General features: G+C 60.0%; 26 protein-coding genes and 1 pseudogene. 14 read left to right on the forward strand and 13 right to left on the reverse strand.

Annotated features, from left to right (window positions below; all coding sequences use genetic code 11):
• The first annotated feature begins 47 nt into the window (after positions 1-47).
• Entirely contained in the window at positions 48-1,571 is a 1,524-nt protein-coding gene (locus B2344_RS14365; RefSeq protein WP_290485456.1) for a helicase HerA-like domain-containing protein, read from the forward strand.
• Between the two features lie 6 nt (positions 1,572-1,577).
• On the opposite strand, the gene B2344_RS14370 is transcribed toward B2344_RS14365, so the two are convergent.
• From B2344_RS14370 to petA, 5 genes are all read right to left on the reverse strand, one after another.
• Positions 1,578-2,489: a hypothetical protein gene (locus B2344_RS14370; RefSeq protein WP_290483596.1), complete on the reverse strand. Its 912-nt coding sequence runs from the start codon at positions 2,487-2,489 to the stop codon at positions 1,578-1,580.
• Positions 2,490-2,563: 74 nt separating this feature from the next.
• Entirely contained in the window at positions 2,564-3,442 is an 879-nt protein-coding gene (locus B2344_RS14375; protein ID WP_206991364.1) for an S-methyl-5'-thioadenosine phosphorylase, read from the reverse strand.
• Between the two features lie 80 nt (positions 3,443-3,522).
• Positions 3,523-4,515, reverse strand: coding sequence for a cytochrome c1 (locus tag B2344_RS14380; RefSeq protein ID WP_034810471.1), 993 nt, complete (start codon positions 4,513-4,515; stop codon positions 3,523-3,525).
• Positions 4,516-4,533: 18 nt separating this feature from the next.
• Positions 4,534-5,991, reverse strand: coding sequence for a cytochrome b (locus B2344_RS14385; RefSeq protein ID WP_034810469.1), 1,458 nt, complete (start codon positions 5,989-5,991; stop codon positions 4,534-4,536).
• A gap of 16 nt (positions 5,992-6,007) precedes the next feature.
• The gene (petA, locus tag B2344_RS14390; protein WP_034810468.1) at positions 6,008-6,547 is read right to left on the reverse strand and encodes a ubiquinol-cytochrome c reductase iron-sulfur subunit; all 540 of its coding nucleotides are present in this window, start codon (positions 6,545-6,547) and stop codon (positions 6,008-6,010) included.
• Between the two features lie 221 nt (positions 6,548-6,768).
• Between petA and hemF the strand changes: the two genes are divergently transcribed.
• Positions 6,769-7,653 (forward strand): oxygen-dependent coproporphyrinogen oxidase, encoded by an 885-nt coding sequence (hemF, locus tag B2344_RS14395; protein ID WP_206991366.1) that lies wholly within the window; start codon positions 6,769-6,771, stop codon positions 7,651-7,653.
• 4 nt (positions 7,654-7,657) lie between these two features.
• Here the strand turns inward: hemF and B2344_RS14400 are convergent, their stop codons facing one another.
• Positions 7,658-8,239, reverse strand: coding sequence for a hypothetical protein (locus tag B2344_RS14400; protein ID WP_290483597.1), 582 nt, complete (start codon positions 8,237-8,239; stop codon positions 7,658-7,660).
• A gap of 66 nt (positions 8,240-8,305) precedes the next feature.
• Between B2344_RS14400 and B2344_RS14405 the strand changes: the two genes are divergently transcribed.
• The 3 genes from B2344_RS14405 to B2344_RS14415 all read left to right on the forward strand — a co-directional run bounded on the left by B2344_RS14405 (position 8,306) and on the right by B2344_RS14415 (position 9,671).
• Positions 8,306-8,854: a DUF2975 domain-containing protein gene (locus tag B2344_RS14405; protein ID WP_290483598.1), complete on the forward strand. Its 549-nt coding sequence runs from the start codon at positions 8,306-8,308 to the stop codon at positions 8,852-8,854.
• Positions 8,854-9,108 carry a helix-turn-helix domain-containing protein gene (locus B2344_RS14410; protein ID WP_051607399.1) on the forward strand — a complete coding sequence of 85 codons (255 nt, stop codon included), beginning with the start codon at positions 8,854-8,856 and terminating at the stop codon, positions 9,106-9,108. Before B2344_RS14405 ends, B2344_RS14410 begins: the two co-directional genes overlap by 1 nt.
• 74 nt (positions 9,109-9,182) lie before the next feature.
• Positions 9,183-9,671, forward strand: coding sequence for a TspO/MBR family protein (locus tag B2344_RS14415; protein WP_206991370.1), 489 nt, complete (start codon positions 9,183-9,185; stop codon positions 9,669-9,671).
• On the opposite strand, the gene B2344_RS14420 is transcribed toward B2344_RS14415, so the two are convergent.
• The 4 genes from B2344_RS14420 to B2344_RS14435 form a co-directional block, all read right to left on the reverse strand.
• A complete protein-coding gene (locus tag B2344_RS14420) occupies positions 9,661-10,872 on the reverse strand; it encodes a CCA tRNA nucleotidyltransferase (RefSeq protein ID WP_290485457.1) in 1,212 nt (403 codons plus the stop codon). The two genes, B2344_RS14415 and B2344_RS14420, sit on opposite strands and share 11 nt — an antisense overlap.
• Positions 10,859-11,344, reverse strand: coding sequence for a DUF6111 family protein (locus tag B2344_RS14425; RefSeq protein ID WP_290485458.1), 486 nt, complete (start codon positions 11,342-11,344; stop codon positions 10,859-10,861). The genes B2344_RS14420 and B2344_RS14425 overlap by 14 nt, the downstream gene beginning before the upstream one ends.
• 75 nt (positions 11,345-11,419) lie before the next feature.
• Complete coding sequence (locus tag B2344_RS14430) at positions 11,420-12,040, reverse strand: CoA pyrophosphatase (protein WP_206991371.1); 621 nt, start codon at positions 12,038-12,040, stop codon at positions 11,420-11,422.
• A gap of 6 nt (positions 12,041-12,046) precedes the next feature.
• Entirely contained in the window at positions 12,047-12,649 is a 603-nt protein-coding gene (locus B2344_RS14435; protein ID WP_290485459.1) for a DUF1285 domain-containing protein, read from the reverse strand.
• Positions 12,650-12,708: 59 nt separating this feature from the next.
• Here B2344_RS14435 and B2344_RS14440 point away from each other — a divergent pair, with 59 nt between their 5' ends.
• The 5 genes from B2344_RS14440 to B2344_RS14460 all read left to right on the forward strand — a co-directional run bounded on the left by B2344_RS14440 (position 12,709) and on the right by B2344_RS14460 (position 19,845).
• The gene (locus B2344_RS14440) at positions 12,709-13,707 is read left to right on the forward strand and encodes an AAA family ATPase (RefSeq protein ID WP_290483129.1); all 999 of its coding nucleotides are present in this window, start codon (positions 12,709-12,711) and stop codon (positions 13,705-13,707) included.
• Between the two features lie 123 nt (positions 13,708-13,830).
• Positions 13,831-14,076, forward strand: a complete 246-nt coding sequence (locus B2344_RS14445; RefSeq protein WP_290481381.1) for a hypothetical protein — start codon at positions 13,831-13,833, stop codon at positions 14,074-14,076.
• Positions 14,073-14,939 (forward strand): DUF58 domain-containing protein, encoded by an 867-nt coding sequence (locus B2344_RS14450; protein WP_290485460.1) that lies wholly within the window; start codon positions 14,073-14,075, stop codon positions 14,937-14,939. Before B2344_RS14445 ends, B2344_RS14450 begins: the two co-directional genes overlap by 4 nt.
• Positions 14,936-17,800 carry a DUF4159 domain-containing protein gene (locus B2344_RS14455; RefSeq protein ID WP_290485461.1) on the forward strand — a complete coding sequence of 955 codons (2,865 nt, stop codon included), beginning with the start codon at positions 14,936-14,938 and terminating at the stop codon, positions 17,798-17,800. The genes B2344_RS14450 and B2344_RS14455 overlap by 4 nt, the downstream gene beginning before the upstream one ends.
• Complete coding sequence (locus B2344_RS14460) at positions 17,797-19,845, forward strand: hypothetical protein (RefSeq protein WP_290485462.1); 2,049 nt, start codon at positions 17,797-17,799, stop codon at positions 19,843-19,845. The genes B2344_RS14455 and B2344_RS14460 overlap by 4 nt, the downstream gene beginning before the upstream one ends.
• Before the next feature lies 1 nt (position 19,846).
• Here the strand turns inward: B2344_RS14460 and B2344_RS14465 are convergent, their stop codons facing one another.
• Positions 19,847-20,563: a hypothetical protein gene (locus B2344_RS14465; RefSeq protein WP_290485463.1), complete on the reverse strand. Its 717-nt coding sequence runs from the start codon at positions 20,561-20,563 to the stop codon at positions 19,847-19,849.
• A gap of 341 nt (positions 20,564-20,904) precedes the next feature.
• Here B2344_RS14465 and B2344_RS14470 point away from each other — a divergent pair, with 341 nt between their 5' ends.
• The gene (locus B2344_RS14470) at positions 20,905-21,438 is read left to right on the forward strand and encodes a nuclear transport factor 2 family protein (protein WP_290485464.1); all 534 of its coding nucleotides are present in this window, start codon (positions 20,905-20,907) and stop codon (positions 21,436-21,438) included.
• 301 nt (positions 21,439-21,739) lie between these two features.
• On the opposite strand, the gene B2344_RS14475 is transcribed toward B2344_RS14470, so the two are convergent.
• Positions 21,740-22,390: a hypothetical protein gene (locus B2344_RS14475; RefSeq protein ID WP_290485465.1), complete on the reverse strand. Its 651-nt coding sequence runs from the start codon at positions 22,388-22,390 to the stop codon at positions 21,740-21,742.
• 128 nt (positions 22,391-22,518) lie between these two features.
• On the opposite strand from B2344_RS14475, the gene B2344_RS14480 reads away from it, so the two are divergent.
• The 3 genes from B2344_RS14480 to B2344_RS14485 are packed head-to-tail and all read left to right on the forward strand — an operon-like array spanning position 22,519 to position 25,390.
• Positions 22,519-23,424 carry an ABC-three component system protein gene (locus B2344_RS14480; protein WP_290485466.1) on the forward strand — a complete coding sequence of 302 codons (906 nt, stop codon included), beginning with the start codon at positions 22,519-22,521 and terminating at the stop codon, positions 23,422-23,424.
• Complete coding sequence (locus tag B2344_RS16040) at positions 23,421-23,663, forward strand: ABC-three component system middle component 6 (RefSeq protein ID WP_414651741.1); 243 nt, start codon at positions 23,421-23,423, stop codon at positions 23,661-23,663. Before B2344_RS14480 ends, B2344_RS16040 begins: the two co-directional genes overlap by 4 nt.
• Positions 23,660-25,390: a DUF2326 domain-containing protein gene (locus tag B2344_RS14485; RefSeq protein ID WP_290485467.1), complete on the forward strand. Its 1,731-nt coding sequence runs from the start codon at positions 23,660-23,662 to the stop codon at positions 25,388-25,390. The genes B2344_RS16040 and B2344_RS14485 overlap by 4 nt, the downstream gene beginning before the upstream one ends.
• On the opposite strand, the pseudogene B2344_RS15970 reads toward B2344_RS14485, so the two are convergent.
• Positions 25,387-25,470 (reverse strand): annotated as a pseudogene (locus tag B2344_RS15970) (nitroreductase); the annotation flags it as partial. The gene B2344_RS14485 and the pseudogene B2344_RS15970 sit on opposite strands and share 4 nt — an antisense overlap.

Here is a 25,470-nt window from a genome sequence, read left to right on the forward strand (position 1 = left end):
CGGCGAATTCTCTAGCGTCGCAGCCTGTAAGGAATGAAGGGGACAGGATGATGGATTCCATCTTTATCGGGGGCGCAGATGCCGAGGGCACCGGCACGCCAAATGTGGCGCAGAACCTGTTGCTGAAAATCGCAAACCGGCATGGCCTGATCGCGGGCGCAACCGGCACCGGCAAGACAGTCACCCTGCAAAACCTGGCTCAGGGCTTTTCCGATGCGGGCGTTCCTGTCTTCTGCGCGGACGTGAAAGGTGACCTTTCGGGCATCTGCATACCCGGCAGCACGGATCACAAGCTGCACGACAAATTCGTTGCACGCGCCAACAAGATCGGGCTCGGCGAGTATGAGTACACGTCTGCGCCAACCGTGTTCTGGGACGTGTTCGGCGAGAAGGGCCATCCGATCCGCACCACGATTTCCGAAATGGGGCCCCTGCTCCTCTCGCGGCTGATGGACCTCACCGACGCGCAGGAAGGCGTGCTGAACATCGCGTTCGAATATGCCGACGATAATGGCCTGCTGCTGCTTGACCTGAAGGATCTGCGCAAACTGCTCGTTCATATGAGCGACAAGGAGGTCCGCGACGAACTCAGCAAGGAATACGGCAACATTGCCTCTGCATCGCTTGGCGCGGTGCAACGCAACTTGCTCGTCATGGAACGCGAAGGTGCCGATTTCTTCTTCGGCGAACCCGCACTGGAATTGTCGGACATGATGCGCACCAATACCAATGGGCGCGGCATCGTGAACGTGCTGGATGCCACCCGCCTGATCAACAGTCCAAAACTCTACTCCACCTTCCTGCTCTGGCTGTTGTCGGAACTGTTCGAGCAGCTTCCCGAGATTGGCGATCCGGACAAGCCGCGCCTCGTCTTCTTCTTTGATGAAGCCCACCTGTTGTTCGACGACGCTCCTGCGGCGCTGATGCAGAAGATCGAGCAGGTCGTGCGGCTGATCCGCTCCAAGGGTGTAGGCGTCTATTTCGTTACCCAAAACCCGCGCGACCTGCCGGAAAGCGTGCTCGCACAACTGGGCAACCGGCTGCAGCATGCCCTGCGCGCCTATACGCCCGCCGAACGCAAAGGCGTACGCGCCGCGGCGCAGTCCTTCCGCGAGAATGAGACTTTTGACACAGAGGAAGTCATCACCCAGCTTGGCGTTGGCGAGGCACTGGTCTCAACGCTGGACGCCAAGGGCGCGCCAAGCGTGGTACAATGGACCGTGATCCGCCCACCAGCCTCACGACTTGGCCCGGCAACGGACGCGGAGCGCAAATCGGTCCAGAATGCCAGTCCCGTCGCCGGAAAGTACGAGAAGTCGATTGACCGTGAGTCGGCCTATGAAGTGCTGGAAGCGCGCGAAGTGAAAGCCGCCAAGGAAGCTGAGGAACTTGCCAAGAAAGAGGCCAAGGCTCAGGCCGAGCTGGACAAGAAGAAAAAGAAAACGACCACGCGCCGTAGCTCCCGCCGGATGAGTTCGCTCGAGAAAGCGGGAAATCAGGCAGCCCGAACGGCCAGCCGGGAGATCGTCCGTTACATCCTGCGCGGCATCATGGGCACGTTCAAACGCTAGCGGGGATCAGTTGGGCAAGCGGCCGGCTTCGTCGGAGTCTTCCTCGGCATAGGCCTCGTCCTCTTCCGGCAGGTCGTCGTCCATCGCTTCAATCTCGGCCAGGGCGGCATCGACGTTTTCCGACGGCGTGATATCGGCTTCGCCCTCATGGGTGTCCTCGAAGTCCTCATCAATATATTCAGCTGCTTCGTCGGCTGCCGCGACGGCCATGACTTCCTCGGTCTTCGGCTTGCGCTTCCAGAACGGCGCATGCGGGTCGGCTTTCCGGTCATACTGCATGCTGTAATATTCATGGGCGGTATGGGTCAGCGGGCGCGGCGTCAGGTGCAGACCGTACTGGCGCAGACGTTCAACGACTTCATCGCGCAGATGCATGCCCGGAAAGGAATTTGCCGAGAAGCCATGCGCTTTCATCCAGTCGCGCACGTGCCAGCTGCGCACAGTGCCCGCCTCTGAAGGACGTACACCGGCGTGCTCTTCCCACATATAGAGCGTCGCAATGCCGTTGATCGTCGCATCCATCGCGTCGTCGAGCGTTGCGCTGAGATCGCGCTTCTGGGCCAGCACCGCCCGCAATGCCATCTTGCGCGCCTCAAGTTCCTGATAGGTCGCGCCGATCACGGCGATCGCATTGCGATTGGTCTTGATCAGGGAAGCGTTTACACCGTCGAGCTGCGGATGCTGGACCGGCAGCAGGACATCTGGTCCGGCTTCCTGCGTGTCGACGATCTGGGCGACCTCATTCACCATGCGCTGGAGATTGATTCGCATCTCATGGCTGATGCCGTCGAGGGCGGAGATCGCGCCATCGCGTTCTTCATCCCTTAGCCGCCAAAGCTGCCAGGCGATCATCAATGCTGCTGCGATAAGCAGGCCGAGCCCGCCGGTGAAGAATGTGTAGAATTGCGCTTCACTCATTCTGAGATCCCCTCAACGCGTCCACCGTAAACCATGCTTCCCCCGCATGGCGACCGGTTAAGTGTTGGTAAACCTTAGCCCTTGAGCGCACGTCCTGCAATCACTTGAAGACGGTCGAGCAAATCCGGGTCGCGCGCCTGTGGCGCAGTAATCAACGCATAATCCAGACACGTATCCGTGCCGTTCGGATCCGACGTACGCTCCATTCCGGACAGGGCTTCAGCAAGCCGGACAACAGCCTTACGGGCCACCGCGCTGTTCTGGCCCATGATTTCCAGCACATTCGTCACCGATACCGCCTCGGTTTCTGCCCGCCAGCAATCATAATCGGTGACCATGCAAAGAATAGCGTAGGGCAACTCGGCCTCTCGGGCGAGCTTGGCTTCCGGCATCGCGGTCATGCCAATCACGTCGCAACCCCATTGCCGATAGAGTTTTGATTCCGCGAGCGAAGAGAATTGCGGTCCCTCCATGGCCAGATACGTGCCGCCGCGATGCATCTTTGATCCGACAGCCTCCGCCGCATCTGCTGCAAGCCCCGACAGGCGCGGGCAGACCGGGTAGGCCATGGAGACATGCGCCACCATGCCGGCTGCGAAGAAGGTTTTGTCGCGCGCAAAGGTGCGGTCGATAAACTGGTCTGCGGCGACGAAGTCACCGGGGGCGTATTCCTCTTTCAGGCTGCCGCAAGCCGAAATTGACAGGATGTCCGTCACACCCGCCGCCTTCAGTGCAGCAATGTTGGCGCGGTAAGGCACCTCGGTCGGCGTGATGCGGTGACCTCTTCCGTGGCGCGGCAGGAAGACCAGCTCCACCTCCCCTATCCGGCCGCGCACCAGCACGTCAGATGGCTTGCCCCAGGCAGTCTCGACCTGTTCCTCGCGGCGGTCTTCCAGGTCGTCAATTTCGTAAAGGCCCGAGCCTCCGATAATGCCGAGGGTCCATTTGCTCATGATCTGCTCCGGAAAAAGAAAACCCCGCCCTTGGATCAGCCAGGGACGGGGTCGTCAATTCAAGGTTCTGTCAGAACTGCCTAGTGCTCTACGTTGCGCCAGATGCGCTTGTAGGAGAACCAGAGCAGGATCGCGAGGATGCCAAAATACACCATCACGGCAAGGCCAAGCGATTTGCGGTTGGTCTGTTTCGGCTCACCTGCCCAAGCGAGGAATTGCGCAACATCATAGGCCATCTGGTCGATGGTCGCTTCGGTGCCGTCGCTATACTCGACGCGGCCCGGAACGAGCTGCGGCGGCATGGCAAGGAAGCCACCCGGAGGCGCATGGCGGGGATCGCCTTCGAATTGCGGAACCGTATCGCCCGGCATGTACGGATTGTAGTACTGGCCGGCATTCTGGATCAGGTAGCCTTCGTAATGGTCATCACCATGACCAATATGCAGCTTGGACGCGTCGATAACGGTCTGAACTTCGGCAGGCGTATCGTCGCTCGGATCATCCGGCGTGCCCCCGTCAGATGCTTCAGCGACAACGCGCTCTGAGAATACGTCCTCATCCGGATAGCCTGCCAGCAGGCTGTACACATAAGACGCGCCATCATGGCGGGCCTTGTAGATCACTGACAGGTCTGGTGGCACAGCGCCGCCATTGGCCGCACGGGCCGCACTGTCATTCGCATATGGGCTACGGAATGTGTCGGCGGGCGTCGCCGGACGGAAATCATAGTCACCGACTTCATTTGGCGTCGGGCTGAGGATTTCGTTCTGCGCGGCCAGAGCCTTCACATACGGGTTGTCGTTCGGGTTCGGATAGGCCTCGTCATAGAACGGGCCACCCGGATCGCCGAGGTTGCGGTAGCTGAGCAGCTTCATGGAGTGACAGGACGAACAGACTTCCTGGTACACCTGATAGCCACGCTGCAGCGAGGCCTGGTCGAACTGACCCGTCACGCCTTCAAAGGGCCAGCCCTCTTCCGGTTCGTGCGGGTGAGCAGCTCCGCCGGCAGCATGCGCTGACGCGGCGATCATTAGACCGGCAAGACCGGCAGTAAGAATGCGGAACGCTTTCATGATTTTCCCCAAAGCTCCCTATTCAGCCGGCACGGCCGACGCTGACGCCTTGTGGCGCTTCAGCACGGATTTATGGATCGATTCCGGCAATTCCTTCGGCTTCTCGGTCAGACCAAGGAAGAACAGAAGAACGAAGAAGCCGAAATAACAGAAGGTCAGGATCAACGAGAAGTGACGGAACATGAAGGTCGGAGCCGGCACAGCCGACAGAGACGGGTTCGCGTCAGCTGGCAGGCTCTCCATGAACCGTTTCGCGTCGATATAGGCTTCGCCACCACCCTTGTATTCGCTGGTCGCTTCCTGACCATCCGCCGTATAGCTGACCACGAGTTTCGGATCACCCTGCAGCGCCGGAATGACGGCATCGTCCGGGTTGGCCGCGCCACACCAGCCGAGCAGCAGGCAGACGGCGACAAAGCCGAAGAAGAACTGCTTGGCCACCGGACGGTAGCGCATGGACTTCACTTTCGACGTGTCGAGCCAAGGCAGGATGAACAGGACCGCGATGGCTGCGAACATGAAGATCACGCCGAGCAGCTTGGCCGGGATCGGGCCGAGATCGAACGTGATGGCGCGCAGGATGGCGTAGAATGGCAGCAGGTACCATTCTGGCACGATGTGCGCAGGCGTCACCAGCGGGTTGGCCTCGATATAGTTGTCGGCATGGCCCAGCACGTTCGGTGCGTAGAAGACGAAGACGGCAAACATGATCAGGAAGATCACGATCGCGAAGGCGTCCTTCACCGTGTAATACGGGTGGAATGGCACGGTGTCTTTCGCAACGTCCTGAACCTCAACACCGGTCGGGTTGTTGTTGCCCGGCACATGAAGCGCCCAGACGTGCAGGATGACTGCGCCGGCGATCATGAAGGGCAGCAGATAGTGCAGAGAGAAGAAGCGCTGCAGTGTCTGGTTACCAATCGATGGTCCGCCGAGGATCCAGGTCTGGAGGCTCTCGCCGATCAGCGGGATGGCGCCGAACAGCGACGTAATGACGTTTGCGCCGTGATAGGACATCTGGCCCCAAGGCAACATATAGCCGAGGAAGGCGGTGGCCATCATCAGAAGGTAGATGACACAGCCAAGGATCCACAGCACTTCGCGCGGCGCCTTGTAGGAGCCGTAATAGAGCCCGCGGAACATGTGAATATAGACGGCAAGGAAGAACATCGACGCGCCATTGGCGTGAATGTAGCGGAGCAGCCAGCCATACGGCACATCGCGCATGATACGCTCAACAGACGCAAACGCGCCGTCGACACTGGCCTCATAGTGCATGGCCAGGATGATACCGGTCAGAATCTGAATCACGAGACAGACGGCAAGGATGCCGCCGAACGTGTACCAGTAGTTCAAATTCTTCGGGGTCGGGAAATTGATCGCCGTGTCCTGGGCAAACCGGACCAGCGGCAAACGCGTATCAAGCCATTTCGTGAAGGCATTGGTCGGCGTGTAGGAGGATTCGTGTCCACTCATCTGCGGTATCCTTCCCTTAAAGCGAAATGTTGATCACGGAGTCGGACACGTAATTGTAATCCGGAACCGGGAGGTTTGTGGGGGCCGGGCCTTTGCGGATGCGGCCAGACGTATCGTAGTGCGAGCCGTGGCATGGGCAGTACCAGCCACCGAAATCGCCTGTATTGCCTTGCGCCGGACCAACCGGAACACAGCCAAGGTGGGTACAAGAGCCCGAGGTGACCAGAATGGCCGGGTTCAACGACCCGTCAGCCTTGGGACGCAGACGCGCATCATCGGTCTCGGGATCGCGCAATGTCGCGACATTCACCGAATCGGCCGCAGCAATCTCAGCCGCTGTGCGGTGGCGCACGAAGAACGGCTTGCCGCCGATCAGGACGCGGATCTCGCCGCCCAGAGGGATTTTGGACACATCGACATCCAGCGCCGAAGCGGCCTTTGTGTCAGCGGCCGGGTTCCACTGGTCAACCGCGGCCCAGGCAAACATGGCAGCGCCGCCAAAGGCGACCGCTCCAGTGGCGATGTGAATGAAATTGCGGCGATCGTCGTCGATCATCTCGCCGTGTTCGTGTGCAGGTGTGTCAGTCACGCTTATCCCGTCCCTTGCGAAGGCAGAAATCTGGGCCCGTCATACAGGAGCCCGCCCCCTTGCACATTGCGGCAAGTGGGCGCGGGTGCCTCCCCATAAACTACTATTGGCAGCGCGTTATCCTGACTTGGCGCCTGTGACAACAGGGCGCTTGCAAGTGTCGCAGTCCTCGCCCCATGTGTCGCGCCATGACAGATGGTGATCTCGAAACGAAGAAGACTCGCGCACGCGACTGGTTCAGGGTGTTGCAGGAAGACATCTGCGCGCGGTTCGAAGCGCTGGAAAATGCGGCGGAACGCCCCCTTTATTCAGGCGAACCGGGACGGTTCGAACTGACCGAGTGGAAACGCGGCGATGGCAGCGAAGACCTGGGCGGCGGCCGTATGGGCCTGATGCGCGGCAAGGTGTTCGAAAAAGTCGGGGTCCACTTCTCCGAAGTCCACGGCACATTCTCTGAAGCCTTCGCTGCCCAAATCCCCGGCGCGGACAAGTCAGATGGCCGATTCTGGGCCTCGGGCATTTCGCTGATCGCGCATCCACGCAATCCGAAAGTGCCCGCCGCGCATATGAATACCCGCATGCTGGTGACCAGCCAGTCCTGGTTCGGCGGCGGCGGAGATCTCAATCCCCTGCTCGATTATCAACGTGATCAAGACTTCGAAGACACGGTCGATTTCCACGCCGCCATGAAATCCGCCTGCGACACGCATCCGGGCGCCGATTTCACGCAGATGAAAGAGACCTGCGACACCTATTTCCATCTCGCTCACCGGGATGAGCCACGCGGCACGGGCGGCATTTTCTATGACCGCTTCAATTCGGGCGACTGGGACGCCGATTTCGCCTTCACACAGGAAGTCGGCAAGCAATTCGCGGAGATCTACCCGAAACTGGTCGCCCGGCGCATGAACCAGACCTGGAGCGAAGCCCAACGCGAGGAACAGCTGATCCAGCGCGGCCGCTATGTGGAGTTCAATCTGCTCTACGACCGCGGCACGACCTTCGGCTTGAAGACCGGCGGCAATGTGACGAGCATCCTCTCCTCCATGCCCCCTGTCGTGAAGTGGCCGTGAGGCCCTAGTCTGTCGCGCAATAACGTGCGTCGCCATCCGGCATTTCAATCGAGACTTTCCGCTCCTTCACAAGGGTGAAATATTCCTCATCCTGTGCCGGGCGCAGATAGATGGCGACACGGGGGTCCAAGGGATTGGCACCCGGCTTCAGGCAGGGCCTCGTGGTGACGCTGACGGACAGGCTTTTCTGGCCGGGTGCCTCCTTGAGGCTCAGCATATGCGCGCGGAAATCGTCCATGCGCGGCGCGTCCTTTGGGTGGATATGCAGCCGATGGATCATGAACCCTGCCTTTGCGCGCTTGTTCAGGAAACGGGTTGGCGCGTCCGGCACGGGGACAAGGTGGAACAGCTCTTCCCGGGTCTTGTCCCCCTCTTCCTGCCAGACTGACAAAACGAGCGTTGCTGCGTCCTCAGGCAAGTCATAGTCATCCGGCGCGCGCACAGCGACCTCGACCTGGCTGGCATCCATGGTCGTCGGATCCAGCGCTGCGAGTTTCGGCAGGCTGGTCACCGGCACGCTTGCGCAGGCAATGGGCAGAAAAACACCTGCGCCGATGACGAAAATCCTTGCGATAATGGCGAACATGCAGATACCCTTCTTTCAATAACTAATTCACGTAAAACATGAATTTTTAATTGGCAAGGACGAATAATGAACACTCCCACACTCCTGCCTGACCGGACACGCCTCGTCTGCCGCGTCTTGAAATGGCTCGCACTCCTCATCCTCGTCCTGATGGTGGCAGCCTATTTCCTGATGGACGCTTCATCCTCCATCCTGGATTCGGCCTGGGAGGGCCTTCAGCCGCATGTCCGGGAGGACGTCTCTTATTCCGGGGGAAAGAAACTGCTCCTGCATGTCCTGGCAGCGATCGGCTATTTCAGCCTCACCCTGATCGTCATCGGCGCTGCGCGTGTCTTCAGCGTGTTCCAGAAAGGCGTGGTATTTGCGCCCGCCGCTGTCCGGGCAGTGCGCTTCCTGGGCCTGGACATTTTTCTGTTTGCTGCCGTGCAACTGATCCTGCCTACGCTGATGGTGCTCGGCCTGACCTATGACAATGGACCGGGCAACCGGGCACTCACACTTGGAATCAATTCCAATACCGTCATCTTGTTGATGATTGGCGCGGTGATCCTGGTAATCGGTCAGATCCTGACTCAGGCGACCGACATCGCCCATGAAAACGAGCAGTTCATCTGATGGCCATCATAGTCCGCCTCGATGTGATGCTTGCCTTGCGCAAGATGAAGTCCAAAGAACTGGCCGCGGCAATCGGCATTTCCGAGCAGAACCTGTCGCAGCTAAGACAGGGGCACGTCAAAGGCGTGCGGTTCGAGACGCTGGACAAGATCTGCGCCGCGCTGGACTGCAAGCCGGGCGATATACTGGACCGGGACGAGGACCAGTCGCGAAATCCCGTCCGGATTTTGGGCACCGACGGAAAAAAGCGATGACGATCAGAGCATTGTGGCTCGAATTAACGTTTCGGAAATGACGAAAACTTCATTCGAAGGTATAAGCGTGGTCGATGGTCACCAGTGCGAAAGCCTTTCCCTGGGGGGCAGGGATACTGCTCCTGCTAGCGACGGTGACAGCCGCCGCAGCAGGAGCAGTGATTTCGGGCGGCAGTTCCGACCCCTGGTACGCTGCGCTCAGCAAACCTTTCCTCACCCCACCAGACGTCATGTTTGCCCTTGTCTGGCCAATTCTGTTCGTACTGATGGCGGCAGGCGCCCTGCTGGTGCTGGACCGGGCCGGTTCATTTGAACGTGCCGTCAGCCCGCTCGGGCTGTACTATTCGATGCTGGTGTTCAATGCGGGCTGGAGCCTTGCATTCTTTGGCATGAACGAGGTCGCGCTGGCGCTCGGCATTCTGGTGGCGCTTTGGCTGTTGATCGTGGCCATGATGCAGGACTTCTGGCGCTATTCGCACCTCGCCGCCTTGCTACAAATCCCCTATCTGGTCTGGATCAGTTTCGCCGGATACCTCAACGCGTACATCCTGTTCACGAATTGAGGCGCGCGACCAATTCGTCTCGAGTCAGACTGAAATCCGACGCCACCCAGCTCTGCTCCAATGTGCGCAGGACTGCGCCGACATCCGGACCGCTAAGCCCTGCTGCAAGGGCATCTGCGCCGCCCAGCGGAAAGTCCGGCTTCTGCCAGTCGACTGCCGCTGCCTTGATCGTCGTCAGGGCATCCGCTCCAGAAACCTGCGCGGCCTCAATCAAGGCGCGGTCCAGCACCGCACGTGGGCCAAACTGGTAAAACAGACGACGCAGCGCGTCCGGTTGGACGCCAAGAACATGAGTTAGCGCAGGGTCGGCCCACTCGGCCAGTCGGCTGGCCTCGGCATTGGATAGCCGCAGATGCGCCGTGACACTGGTCACATCGCGGACGCGACGGGGAAACATGGCCATCAAGCGTTGCAACGGATCTGGCGCAAGGCCGGCCCCCTGCTCCACCGAAACAAGAGATGGCAATTCCGATGCGTTCGCGCCCGGCAGCACAGCTCCCAGCACGCCCGTCTCTTCCATGGCCAGCATGGCTTCGGACGGATCGGGCGCTTCCATCAGGCGTTTCAATTCCTTCCATATCCGCTCGGAAGCAATCTTTGCGAGTCCATCCTTTTGCCGCTCACATGCAGCAAGACCCTCCGCATCCATGCCCGCGCCATACCAGGCATTAAAGCGGAAGAAGCGCAGGATGCGCAGATAGTCCTCGCGCAGGCGCTGGTCTGCGTCGCCAATGAAGATCACCCGCCCATCAATGGCATCCTGCACCGAGTTCGGCACGATCTCATGCAGGCGGCCATCGGCGGCGGCGTAGATAGCATTGAGCCGGAAATCACGGCGCTCCGCATCCTCGGCCCAATCCTCGGTGAAAGCGACCACGGCGCGGCGGCCATCGGTCTCGACATCGTGGCGCAGGCTGGTGATCTCGTAGGGGCGGCCGTCATAGATGGCAGTGACGGTGCCATGCTCCAGCCCGGTCGGAATGGCGCGAATGCCGGCCGCTTCCAGCGCCGCAAGCGTTTCATCGGGTTTCAACTGGGTGGCGATGTCTATGTCATCGACCGGCACGCCGCGCAGTTCGTTGCGCACACAGCCGCCAACGAAGCGCGCGCCACCAGGACGCGCCACTTCCAGCGCAGCCATCACGGCGCGTGTGCCCGGCCAGTCCAGCCAGGGCGCGGTCGTCAGATCAGTCCGTGTCATCGTCCTGCCGCACGATCTCCGGTGTGTCGGCATCGGGGTCCGGGGCCAGGATCACCGGCTCTTCCTCCCGGCGCGCGGCATCTTCGGTATCCGGCGCCGTGGCGCGGATCTCGCCGGCATCATGGATATCCGTGCCGGGCCCGGTCGCGCCCCGCGCAGAACGGACGCTGTCGCGTTCACGGGGAACGCCGACATTGGTCACATCATGTTCGCAAGGATAGTCGCGGGCCGGGATCAGCTTGCCATTCTCCATACGGGCCGGCTCGTGGCAGATGTCGCGTTCTTTCGGCTCCATCAGGATCAGAACGAACCAGGCCACGGTCGCAAGGCCAATGCCGCACAGGAACAGGATATTGATGGGCCATTTGCGTTTGCCCTCCTGTTCTGCATTCGACGTTGCCAGCAGGTAGAGCCCGAACACGATGAACGGGATCGAGAAGATGAATAGCTCAAAGACGATGCGTCCGGCCAAGGTGTCGTTCCCTCCGATTGTTTCACCTTAGATAAGGCGTGGATGGATTGAACAAACCCCTAAAACCGGGCCGGATCAATCGTCGTACAGTGTATGATAAAGTTTCCGTATAATCCCGGCGGTCACGCCCCAGATGCGAAAGCCGCCATGCGGCATCTCGTAAAATTGCCGTTCCTTGCCCTTGTAGACGGCTCGGCCGACCTGATGGTTGGCGATATTCATCAGGAAATCGATGGGCGTTTCGAACACGTCCGCAACTTCGGTCGGGTCGGGTTTGGGCTCGAAATCGGCGGGCAGAATCCCCACGACCGGCGTGATGCGAAACATGGTGCCGGTGACATAGGGCGCGCCGCGACCCAGAACCTCCACCTCTGCCGGGTTCACGCCGACTTCTTCCTCAGCCTCGCGCAGGGCGGCGGCGACTTCGTCCACGTCGATCGGATCGATCTTGCCGCCCGGAAAGGCAACCTGTCCGGCATGATTGGCCATCGTGTCCGGGCGCAGGGTGAGCAGCGCGGTCGGACCGGATTTGCGCGGGATGACACCAAACAGCACCGCCGCCGGGCGGATTACCGCCAGTTCTTCTGGCGTCAGGAAGTCGAGGTCGCCATATTCGGTCAGCCGCCCTTCGCCATGGGGCGGGTCAAGCCGATCTGAGACCCGCGTCAGGAAATCGTCCAGCCCGTTCCAGCTCATGCCGGATCAGGCCGCCGGTCCGAGAGGAAAGAAGACACCCTGGCTCCACACGCCCAGCATATCTGATCCGTCGGGTGCAGGTTCTGCCATATTGGCCAGTTCGTAGAAGACCGGCCGGGCAAGTTTGGCTTCGAGCTGTCCGCGCACCAATACATAGGGGGAAGGCTCTCCGGTCTCGGGATCGGTCTCGACGCGCAGCGGCGCGTCCGGCCCTGCCAGCGTCACATCGCCCAGATTTGTGACAAAGGCCAGTGACTGTTGCGGTCCGGCCTCGCCCGCCCGCTCGACGCGCACAGCAATGAAAGGCGCATCGGCCACATGCACGATCACTTTTTCGTAGGGCGTGACGAGCCAGACCGAACCGTCCTCATCCTTGCGCAGGATGCGCGAGAACAGCTTCACCAGTCGCTCGCGATTAATTGGGTCGCCTTCATGCCACCAACTGCCATCCGCGCGGATTTCCATGTTGATGTCAGCTGAGCGCTCAGGATTCCACAGATGAACCGGCGGCAGTTTGCCATCTACCTTGCCATCGGGAAGGATCGCTTTAAGCGTCTCTTCGAGACTGATTGTGGTTGTGGCACTGGAATTCACGTTTTGCTCCGCCATGATCCGGCCTTAGACATAGGTTTGTTTATTCAGATCGAAAACCCGGAGGCGCCCTTTTGATGGCCGATACTGACCAGGTAAGTGATGCAATCATCGCAGAAGCCGAATCCGCCGCCGAAACGCTGGCGCAGGTGAAAGCCGAAATTGCGAAGGCGGTATTCGGACAGGACCGCGTGGTCGAGTTGGCGCTCGCCGCCGTACTGGCCGGGGGCCATGCCCTGCTGATCGGCGCGCCCGGCTTGGCCAAGACACGCCTCGTCGAGGCGATGGGCACCGCGCTTGGTCTCGCCAACCAGCGCATCCAGTTCACGCCGGATCTGATGCCCTCAGACATTATCGGCTCTGAAGTGCTGGACGAAAGCCCGAGCGGGCAGCGCACCTTCCGCTTCCTCAAAGGGCCGATCTTCACCCAGCTGCTGATGGCGGACGAGATCAACCGCGCCAGCCCTCGTACCCAGTCTGCCCTGCTCCAGTCGATGCAGGAGCGCCATGTCACCGTGGCCGGTGTGCGCCATGACCTGCCCGCGCCCTTCCATGTTCTGGCGACGCAGAACCCGATCGAGCAGGAAGGCACCTACCCCCTGCCCGAAGCCCAGCTGGATCGCTTCCTGCTGAAGGTCGACGTGAACTATCCCGACCTCGACACCGAGCGCCGCATCCTGATCGAGACGACGACCGGCGACGATGACGTGGTGCGCCCGGCGCTGGACGCCGACCGGCTGATCGCGCTGCAAGGGCTCGTGCGTCGGATGCCGGTGGGCGAGAAGATCGTCTCGGCGATCCTCGGCCTGGTGCGAGATGCCCGGCCGGAACAGACAAGCGACGAGCGCGTGAGGCGGCTGGTCGACTGGGGCCCGTCCCCACGCGCCGGTCAGGCGCTGATGCTGGCTGCACGGAGCCGCGCGCTCTTGAGGGGCCGTCTTGCGCCGAGCATCGAGGATGTCGAAGCGCTCGCAGAACCCTGCCTCGGCCACCGGATGGCGATGCGCTACGACCCGACCGGCGAGGCACCGAGCCTGACAGATCTGATCAATGACCTTGCGCGGAAGGTTTCGTGATCAGTGCGTAGGCTATTGGGCTTTGGTTCAATTCTCGTTTCCGCGGTCGCGTGCTCAGGCGCGGTACCCCCCCTGACAACGCAGGGGGCTCAAGACTGTGCCGTCGCCAAGTTGAACACCATTGTGACCTACCGATTGATCGTTCAGGAGGGATTGGATGAGGATGGTGAACTCAGAAATCGAAGTCTTCCTGGGCTCGAAGCCGAGATTGAGAGCTACATCGATGCACTGAAAGAGATGGAAGCCCAATCAAATGGATCCTTCTCAACAAAGGATTTTGTGCAGACCCTGTTCGATAAAATGGATCAAATTGGAAGCGATTCAGTAGCTAACGCATTCTATGCTGCAACCTGCGAGTTGCCGCTGTGACTCCCGCCGCCGATCTACGTTCTGAGGCTGAAAGCCTTGCCCGCCAATTGCCCGGTCTGAACTTCAAGGCCGAAGCGAGCGAAGCCGCGCATATCGGCTCGGCAGGCCGTCGCCGTGCGGGCACGGGCGAGCATTTCTGGCAGTATCGCCGCTATGCGCAGGAAGACGCCGCCGACCGGGTCGACTGGCGCCGCTCCGCCAAGGGCACGGAATTGTTCGTACGCGAAACAGAACTGGAAACCGCGCGCACGGTGCTGTTCTGGAGTGATGATGCACCGGGTTTCCGCTGGAAGGGCGAGGGCGACTTGCGCACCAAGGCCGAAGAAGCCCAACTCCTGATGCTGGCCATCGGCATCATGATGTCGAAGGATGGCGAACGGATCGGCATGCTGGGCGCGGGCCGGACGGCCAGCTTTGGCAAAAAGGCCGTGGCGCGGCTCGCCGAAGACCTTGAGCGCGGCACACATGGCCAGTTTCCCTCGCCGCCGAAATCTGCTGCAACGATTATTCTGGCGTCTGACTTTTACGCGCCGCTCGCCGAGTGGCAGGCCCGCCTTGCGCCGCTTGCCGCGAAATGCCCGGAAGGCGTGCTGCTGGCGATATCGGCGCCCATCGAGGAGCGCTTTCCCTTCGAAGGGCGGACAAAGCTCAGCCGCCCCGGCGGGGAGGGCGACCGCATCCTTGGCCGGGCTGAGACAATGCGTGAGGCTTACCTCCGCCGCTTTGCCGAACAGCGGGACGGATTGCGCAGACTGGCCACGCAAATGGGCTGGCGGCTGGTGACGCATACAGTCGGCCAGTCGAGCCTTGAAGGCGCCGCCCGGCTGAAGGCGCAGGTCGAGACGTTCGGGGCCAAGGCATGACCTCGCTCGGCCCATTCCTGCTCGGCGCGCCGTGGGCGCTTGCCGCTTTGGCCACGCTGCCAATCATCTGGTGGATCCTGCGGGCAACGCCCCCTGCCCCACGTCATGCGGAATTGCCGTCGCTACAATTGCTCGACGGGATCGAGCCGCAGGAAGAGACGCCCGCGCGCACGCCCTGGTGGGTCTGGCTGATCCGTACGCTGGCGATTGCCGCCGCGATCCTCGGCCTGTCCCAACCCGTCTATGCACCGGGCGCGCAGACCGAGACCGTGGAAGGCACCGGCAGCCTGCTGATTGTGGTCGACAATGGCTGGCCGTCCGCCCCGCGCTGGCCGGACCTCGTCAATGCCGCGACCGCCACACTGGACACGGGCAATCGCGACGCGCCGGTCCATCTGCTGCTGACCGCGCCGCAACAATTCAATCCCGACCCGGCCGAGCGTGTTTCCCGCGCCGACATGGGCAAGCGCCTGACCTCGCTGCGGCCGCAGGCCTGGGCCCCTGACCGTTCCGATGCGTTGCGGCGGTTGAATGACTCAGGTTTCAAGCCTGACCGCATCTTCTGGGCAAGCGACGGCTTGCAGGGCAAGGACGGCCAGGCCTTTGCCGCGGAGCTGTCAAGTCTCGCGCCGCTGACCGTCTATGCCGCAGCGCCGACTGGCCCGATCGTGATTTCCGGCATTCGGTCGCAAACAGATTCTGTCAGCGTGACCGCCCGCCGCGCTTCCACGCGCGGCATCGCAACGGGATATGTATCTGCCATGACGATTGATGGTTCAGCCCTGGCGACTGCGCCCCTGGAATTTGCCGATGGGCAGATCGAAGCGGCCGCCGAGTTTACCATCCCTGCCGCAGCACTCGCCCGCGTTGCCAGGTTCAGCGTCACAGGCCAGCAAGGCGCAGGTACGGTCTGGCTATGGGATTCGGCAGATCGGTCGCGCCGTGTCGGCCTCGTCGATGCGGGCAGCACGGCCCAGCCGCTGCTGTCGGACATGCACTATATCCGCAAGGCGCTGGAACCGTTCGCGACGATATCCGAAGGCAGTATCGAGAACCTTGTGGCCGCGTCCCCGGATGCAATCATCCTGAGTGATATCGGGCAGATCCTGCCGCAGGATGCCGAATTGCTGCATGCCTGGGTCGAGGAAGGCGGCGCGCTGATCCGGTTTGCCGGTCCGCGCCTCGCCGCGCAGGGCGATGACCTGCTGCCGGTTGCGCTGCGCCGGTCTTCTCGCGCGCTCGGCGGAGCGCTGGCCTGGGATGAGCCGCAAGCCATGGCGGCGTTCCCGGAGACCTCCCCCTTTGCAGGCCTGCCCATTCCCGGTGACGTGCGCATCAAGCAGCAAGTGCTCGCGCGGCCGGGGCCGGAACTCGCATCGAAGACGTGGGCGCGACTGGCAGATGGTTCTCCGCTGGTGACCGCCGACATGCGCGGCGATGGCACGCTGATTCTGTTCCACACAACCGCCGGGCCGGACTGGGCCGACCTTGCCTATTCCGGCACGTTCTCGCAGATGCTGCGCCGGTCGATTGCAGCCGGACGTGGCGAATCCGTCGGCGATGCGGAGGGGGCTTACGCCCCTTTCCTGACCCTGGACGGCTATGGGCGCCTGTCGGCCGCGGGGGCCAATGCCGCGCCCTTGAAGGCCACCGATTTTGCAACGACCGAACCGTCTGAAGCTCACCCACCGGGGCTCTATCGTGGGCCAGCCGGATCGCGCGCCCTGAATGCGGGTGCCGGCAAGCGGCCGGAGCTGATCGCGAACTGGCCAATTTCGGCTCGTCTGCTGGGCGATGCCGAGGCCCGGTCGTTGCGCCTTGCAGGGCCGTTGCTGACCCTTGCTGCCGTATTGCTGGCGCTGGACCTTTTCATCGCCCTGTTCGTGGCCGGACGGCTGCGCCGGTTTGGCAAGGGCGCAGCGATGGCATGTGTGGTGGCTGGTGGCGCGCTGGTCTCGGTGCCGACACCAGATGCGGCGGCCCAACCCTTCCAGTATGAATTGTTGCCGGACGGCACCTATCGCCGGGTGGACAATAATCCGCAGACGATCCGACTGCCGTCCAACGGAAACGCGACCCAGAAGGAGATCGACGCGGCGCTGGAGATGCGCCTGGCCTATGTGGAAACACCTGACCGTTCACTCAATGCGCGTACGCGCGCCGGCCTGTTCGGTCTGTCCAATATCCTGCGCCTGCGTACGTCCGTCGAACCGGCTGATCCCCATAGTGTCGATCTGGAGACCGACGCGCTTGAGCTGTACCCGCTGATCTATCTCAACATACCCGACTCCATGCCGCCGCTGTCGGACACAGCGATTGCCCACCTCAATACATACCTGCGCTCTGGTGGGGCGCTGGTGATTGATACGCGCGCAGGCGGAACGATTGGAACGCAGACCGATGTGACTCGCCTGGAGACCTTGCTGGAAGGGCTTGATGCACCGCCCTTGCAGACGGTGGGCGAAAACCATGTTCTGACGCGAACCTTCTATTTGCTGGACGACTTTCCGGGGCGCTATGCGCAGCGCAATCTCTGGATCGAGCAGGCGGGCGATGCCAGTGCACCGCGCGGCGACGGCGTTTCACGCCTCATTATCGGCGATGCCGACTGGGCTTCGGCCTGGGCCGTGGATGAACAGGGCCGCGACCTCTATTCCGTGGACGGCGGAGCGCAACAGCGTGAAATGGCGAGACGCTTCGGCGTGAATTTGGTCATGTATGTGCTGACTGGAAACTATAAGGACGACCAGGTGCACATCCCGGCCCTGCTGGAACGTCTCGGCAATGGCGACGCGGATGAAGCACCGGATGAAAGCCCGGTCCGCCTTCCGACCCGCATTCCCGATGGAGGGCCGCAATGATTGACGCAACGCGCCTCGGCTTTGAGCCCTTTCTTGGCTGGCCGATCCTGTGGGCAGTCGTGGCGCTTGCTGCGCTGGCATGGCTCACTTATGCGTTTCTGCGCGGCAAAGCGTGGCTAACGCGAGGGCTGGCGCTGACTTTGCTGGCTGCGGCATTATCGAACCCCTCACTCGTACAGGAAGAGCGTGAGCCCCTGCCCTCGGTGGCGGCGATCATTCTCGACCGGTCCGAAAGCATGGAGTTTGGCGAACGCGAAGCCGCGGCCTCAGCGGCTTTCGCCGCGCTGAATGCTGAACTGGAAGCCGACCCATCCCTGGAAGTGCGCATCCTGGAGAGCGATCCGGGTGCGGATGGCACCAATCTCTATGGCGCGCTGGAAGGCCTGATGGCTGATGTCCCCCGCGACCGGATTGCAGGCGCCATCCTGATCACTGACGGACAGGTTCATGATTTGCCGGAACCGGACTCTGACGAACGCCATATCGGCCCTTTGCATGGGCTGATCGTAGGCGACCCCAACCGGGGTGATCGGCGCGTGTCGATTGTCGATGCCCCGGACTTTGGCATCGTGGGCGAAATGGCTGAATTAGTCGTGCGGGTGGATGATCCCGACCTGCCAGACGGTCGGCAGGTGGAGATTGAACTGTCTGTCAATGGCGGCACCCCGCGCCGGTTGAATGTGACGCCCGGCGAGAATACGAGTGTACCGATCGAGATTGAGCGACGCGGCGAAAATGTCATCGTGGTCGAGACGCCAGAGGGACGCGAGGAACTGACACTGGCCAACAATCGCACGGCGGCGACCCTTTCTGGAGTCCGCGACCGGCTGCGCGTGCTGCTCGTCACCGGCAAGCCGAACCAGGCGGGCCGGGTCTGGCGCGACCTGCTCAAATCCGACCCATCCGTGGACCTTGTCCACTTCACCATTCTGCGCCCCCCCTACAAGCTGGACTATACGCCAACCGAAGAGCTCGCCCTGATCGCCTTCCCGACCGAGGAATTGTTCGAGGAGAAGCTGGAAGAATTCGACCTGATCATCTTTGATCAGTATGAGCGCCGGGGTGTGATCACCCAGTCTTACCTCGCCAATATGTCCCGCTATGTGACCGAAGGCGGCGCGCTGTTCATTGCAGCGGGCGAGCCGTTTGCCGGGCCGGGCAGCCTTGCGCGCTCGCCGCTGGCTTCAGTGCTGCCTGCCTCCCCTACGGGCGATATCTATACCGGGGAGTACACGCCGGAGCTGACCGAGCCGGGCCAGCGCCACGCCGTGACCATGCCGCTGGCCAGCCGCGAATGGGGCGGCTGGATGCGCTATATCGATGCCGAAGCCCAAGCCGGAGATGTGCTGATGAGCGGGCCGCGCGGCAAACCCTTGCTGATCGTGGACCGCGTGGGCGATGGCCGCGTCGGCATGTTGATGACCGATCAGATCTGGCTATGGGCGCGTGGGCATGATGGGGGCGGACCGTTTGCCGAATTGATGCGCCGCGTTGTCCACTGGATGATGAAGGAGCCGGAACTGGAAGAGCGCAAGCTGAATCTTGTGGCCGAAGGCGATACAGCGCGCGTGGAACTGCGTACGCTGCTGGATAGCGCACCGCCGCTGGTGGTCGAGACGCCGGAAGGCAGCTTCCTCGAGCCGCAATGGCGCCAGGGCGGGCCGGGCCGGTTCGTGGCTGAGGCGCCGATTGACCAGCTCGGCCTCTACCGCGCCGAAGCGGGCGGGCTGGAAGCGGTCGCCCTGAATGGGCCGGCCAATCCGAAGGAATATGCAGACCTTCAGTCCACGAACGAAGTTTTGCAGCCTTTGGCAGATGCGACCAGTGGCGGCGTCTTCCGCCTGAATGCCAGCGGCACGAATTTGCCGGACATTCGGCGCACCAGCGCGCGGGGAAATTCGGCGGGCGGCAACTGGCTCGGCCTGCGCGAGCGCGGCGCTTATGCCGTGCGGTCGTCTAGCAGCCAGCCTCTGCTGCCGGGGGTGATTGCGGCGGCGCTGCTGATTGGCCTGCTGCTGCTCGCCTGGCGCCGTGAAGGGCGGTGATCTAGGGGATCACCACGCCGATCACGGCACCGACGGCGAGGCCTGAACTGGCAAACTCGGTCACCACGCCCTGATTTATCTCGCGGGCAAAACTGTCCGCGTCGGATATGTCGTAGCGCGCGTAGAGGCCGATTTCGGCCTGCTGGCCAAGTGGCCTTGCCGCGCCCAGTTCGAGGCTTGCATGGGATCGGTCGCCGGACTCGTCCCCGGCATCGACAAAGCCTGCGCGGGCAAGGACGTAGGCATCCCATGCACCAGATTTCCAGGAGGGGCCGGCGGAGACTTCGGCGCCGAAATCGCCCAGCGTGGCATCGTGAAACACGGCGAGCGCCGGGCTGCAGGGCAAGTCGGACGTAAAGCTTGCGGCAAGCTCCAGGCTTTCTTGATCCTCTGTTCCCGGATAGGTCAGCCAGCTTGCCGTCAGGTCCATGCTGCCGCCCTGGGTGTCGAACTGGTAGCCGATGACATAGTCGGTCTCGTCCGCGAAGGCCGCCTGGTCTGCGCCGATGGGAGTCAGGCGATAGAGTCCGCCATAAAGTGTGCCATGCGCGCCGGTTGTCTCCAGCAGGAGTTCTGTTTCCAGCGTCAGCGGGCCGATCTGTTCGCCGCGATCATGGAGCCCGCTGGAAATGGCCGCCTCGCCGATGACCCGTGTTTCTGCGAGGCTTTCGGTCACGAAGACACAAGCGCTCGCAGCCAGCAGGTTCAGTTTCAGCATGGGAGACCTCCGTCATTTTTGCCTTGTCCTGACGCAAGCAGGCGGGGCGGACAAGACGGCCCGGAAAAGTCGGCGGCGAACTGCTCCTTATGCGAATTACAGTCACTTTCACTTGCATGGAGACCTGCCCGTTCATCCGGGCGAAATCTTCAAATTTCACAGCTGTAACAAGGGCTTGTCCGGTGAAGCACGTTTCGCCCAAATACACGCTGGCGAAGGCGTGGTGATCCTCTTGCCCGCCCAGTGCATATTTGGCACCGCCCCATTTCAGGCCGCTCTGACCTGTTTTACATTCCGGAAAGGCCCTGTACCTAGCAGGCAATCAAACAGGGAGCGCCGCCATGGCCGAATTGACGCTGGAACAGAAAGTCGAGGAATTGTGGGCGCGCGAAGCGATCCGGGATTGCCTGTTTCGCTATGCGCGCGGCATCGACCGGGCGGATGAGGAAATGCTGCGTTCGGCCTATTGGCCGGATGGCACCGATCATCACGGGCCTTACCAGGGCAGCGCGTCGGGCTTTGTCGACTGGGCGATGAAGACGCTTCCCTATATCGAGCGGGGCATTCACCAGATCCACAATATCCTGATCGAATTCCGCGAGGGCGGCGCGGCGGTGGAGAGCTATTTCTCTGCCTTCCAGCGCCAGCCCGGCGCCGACCGCCGGATGCAGCAATGGGACATGAAAGGGCGCTATCTCGACTGGTTCGTGAAGCGCGATGGCGAGTGGCGCGTGCTCAACCGGCTCGTCGTGTTCGACTGGACCGAGGAAATGCCGCTGCCGCCGGGCACAGAGGCCGAGCGCTTTGGCCCGCGCACGCCGATTGGCGCGAGCCATCCGGAAGATGCGGTCTATTCCTTCTTTGAGGGCAAGTAGGTTCCCTGGTTTCCTGATCGGTCATCCTTCGACTTCGCTCAGGCTTCGAGGGGTCAGACATCGCAATGCGATGTCCCCGAGAAGGCCCGAAGCGCAAGCGCCGGGCTTCTGCTCCCGGTGGCTTCATCCTTCGACTTCGCTCAGGATGAGTCAGCAAGTGAGGCGGAATGAGTCCGGAAACCCGCCACCCGAGAAAAGCTCATCCTGAGCGAAGTCGAAGGATGGGCGGCGTCGAAGGATGCGCCTGCGTCCGGCGACGCGAATCCGCGCCCCGGCAAACGGGTTCAAATTTCACGACAACTCAGGACGTGTCCGGCCAGTCCGCGACGGCGCGGCTGACAAGGCCCGGCAGGGCGCTGGCCACTGTGCCCAGCTCTGCGCCGAGGCGGAAATTGCCGGCGCTGGGCGGGCAGACGGGGCGCGGCTCGCGCCTTGCCTTCATCTGGGCCAGATGGCGGGCGAGCCGTCTGGCGGCCGGCGCCGGATCTTTCAGCAGGCGTTGCAGCGCGATGATGCGCGCGATCAGCGGCGCGGCGGGGACCGGCCCGGCGACAAGCGTCTGGGCGGCCCCCTTCCCCGCGAAGGCGTCCTGCCAATCCATGAGACCGGCCGTCCGCCGCCCGGTCAGGTTGAGGCGATGGACTGGTCCATAACTGGTCCCAAAAGTGTCCGTAACATCCTCTACCGTGTCGGCAAGCGCCGGGCGCGGAGTGGAGGCCGCCGCGCCGGACTGGCCGGGGCTGGCTTGCGAAAGAGGTGGCAGGTCCAGCGCCGCCGCCATCAGGATGATCAGCCGCCGGACAATCGTTTCAATGGCCTTCAGCCGCCCGCGCACCCTGGCGCGCACGCGCCGCGACACCGATTCCGGCTCCAGATGCAGCCCGGCCTGCGCCCGCACATCCAGCACCGCGCCCTGCGCGGCCTTGAGCCCCTGTTCAATGAATGCCGCCATCCCGTTCATGCCGGAGAGTCTATGGGCGGGAGTTATCAGACGGATTGGGAAGCTATTTAGAATCTCGCAAGGGTTGCGCTCCATGCTGCTTTGCGGCAACCAAAAGTCACACATCTGGTAAGTGATTCATGAATAACGAAGACTTTTGCTCCGATTTCGATTCAGCCTTTAGCACCCACAAGCAAACCGATTTTGAAGAATGGTTCTGCGATATGGCGGAATTGGTCTGGGGCTCCGATTTTGAGAAAATCAAACCAGGTGGACCACAGGGAGATAAGAAATGCGATGGACGTTTAATATCGGCAGAGACGGTATTTCAGTGTTACGCGCCTGAATCGCCCAGTACATTCACCACGAATGCGGCCGCCAAGGTTGCAAACTCATTCCCTGAAGTGACACAATTTTGGCCGAACCTCAAAGAATGGGTTTTTGTTCACAACAACAACGGCGGAATTCCGCCCCGCCTCAGTGACAAGTTAGAGGCATTGCGATCTGAATACCCACATATCAAAATATCTGAGGGTTCGAGAAATTACCTCAAGAACAACCTACATGACAAACTGAACGGTCAACAGCTGATCGACTTATATCCTCAGTCGTTCGCGATGAAATACCGCAACGTCGAGATGGAACACATTCGTCCCTTACTGAGAAAACTAATAGACAACGTAAAAACTCCAATCGACCCAACGTTCATAGGAGAAATTCCGGACGAGAAAAAATTGGAGTTCAATCAGCTATCTTTGCCTGCAAAAGTGGAGATTAAAGCTGCTTTTACTCGAGTCGGAATTGTCGATAGGTACATTTCATCCCTTAACACTCCCACAGGTGCTTCTCAGCTTCAAACTAAGATGAAGTCGAAGTACGAAGAACTGAAATTCATTGGATACGAACCGGACGAGATTATTGGGAAACTTCTTTCTTGGATTGGAGATGATCAATCGCCCATAGTCCGCCAAGCAGCGTATGTTGTCCTCGCCTACTACTTTGATGCCTGCGATATCTTCGAAAATGCACCTATCAGCTCATCATGATACTTCCAAGCAAACACATCGACGCAAGTAATGCTCTAATTGGTGTAGGGGCAGACATAATTTCTGCTCTCGAGGAACCGAAGTCTGCTTCAGTCGTGTTTTACGAGGTCCAAAATACGCGACAGGAAAGCGGTCTTGCTAGGATTCACTTCGACTGGTTTTTACTGGCATTGGACTTCTTGTACACACTCGACGCAATCCAATTCAAAGGCGGTCTGCTTAGGATTAAGAACAAATGATTTCCCAGATTTCGAGTTCACTTGAGAGTTTCAAGTCTTTTGAGTTCACCAAAGGGTTGAACATCATAGTCGCTGAGCGTCACGAGACATCAAGTGTAAAGGACACAAGAAACGGCACGGGCAAAACGAGCCTTATCGAGCTCATTCACTATTTGCTTGCGGATCGAAAGCAATCTGGTTCCGATTTTTACAAACCTGAACTGCGAGAAGAGTCTTTCTCAATAAGTTTCAGACAAAGCGCGACCGAAGAACTGCGGATTGAAAAGTGGATTTCCGAAGACCGGGAACACGTCAGCGTTAATGGGGAGACTACCGAGAAGACATCTCTACGACAGCGGCTATCAGTCTTATGGTTTCAGCTCGGTAGCGAAATATCGGACGAGAAGTACAGCCCTAGCTTTGGCGCATTGCTTTCGTATTATGTGAGAAAAGAACGGAACGGCGGATTCTCTTCGCCCACGCTCAATGCCGCAAAGCAAAAAGGATGGGACAGTCAAGTCAGCTTATCCTACTTGCTTGGGTTTGACTGGCGCCTACCAAAGCGCCTGCAAGAAAAGAAGGACGAACGAAGCTCCGCAGACGAATTATACAAAATGCTCAAAAGCGGACTACTCGATAAGTTTGGTCTTGACCCACAAAGAATGCAAGCGCGATTCGATATCCTAGAGAACGAAATCTCTCTTCAACAGGAAGCGGTCCGGAACGCAGAAGTTATCGACGACTATAGAGGACATGAGAGAACCGCGAATGAATTAACAAGATGCATTCGCGAATTCAACGAGCAGAATTTGGCCGATCTCGACCTCATCGAAGACATTGAAGGCTCTTTAGAAGAAGTAGGCTCTTCTGAAAGAGGCGACATAGAAACTCTGTACAATGAGGTTGGAGTATTCTTCCCCGAGCAAGTTTATCATAGGTTTGAGCAAGTACAATTATTCCATCAAGCTATAGCAAAAAATAGGAAGTCACATTTGCTTTCTGAGCAGAAGCAAGCCAAACGGCGACTTGCTAATCGAAAATCGAAAATATCTGAACTTCAATCTGAGTTGAAGGGGCACCTCCAGATATTGAAATCTGGAATTGCAATTGAACGTTACGCAGCTCTTCAAAGTGAACTAACACGCCTAGAACAAGAACAGGCTGAGCTTGCGGTCCAAATCCCTCGCATCAGAGATGTCAATGAAGAGCGCTCTATACTGAGAGATGAAATCAAAGACTTAATCGACTTGATTGAACTAGACGTACTCGAACGTTCAGATGCTAGAACCCAGGCAACACGCTTATTCGCCGAAATCTCTCGTCAACTGTACGATGAACCCGGAGAACTATCTATTTCAAAAAGTCGAGGAGTAGCTGGCTTAGAAATAGGCACAAACATCCGGGGAAAGAAAAGTGGCGGTAAAAGCCACATGCAAATCTTTTGCTTCGACTTGATGCTTGCAATAATCACGAAAGAAAATGGAAAGTTTCCGGGTTTCCTAGTGCACGATAGCCATATATTTGATGGAGTTGACGGACGGCAAATTGGCCTCGCCCTCCAAGTGGCTAGCGAAAAATGCGAACAGTACGGTATCCAATACATCGTTGCCATGAATTCAGATGATTTAGAGAAGATTCGTGCAGAAGAACGGGCTAGCCAAGAAGCCATTTTTGACCCCGCTCCCTACATCAACTCCACTCGTTTATCAGATAACGAGCGAGGCGGACTATTTGGTATTAGATTCTAGTTAAACCCCCGAAATACCGCTGCTTCGTCTACGGACTTCCGTGTTGAGACGACGGCATTGGCCGGGAAGGTGTCGTCGGG

It is taken from the genome of Hyphomonas sp. UBA3195 (genome assembly GCF_002366485.1).
In the GTDB taxonomy this organism is placed as follows: domain Bacteria; phylum Pseudomonadota; class Alphaproteobacteria; order Caulobacterales; family Hyphomonadaceae; genus Hyphomonas.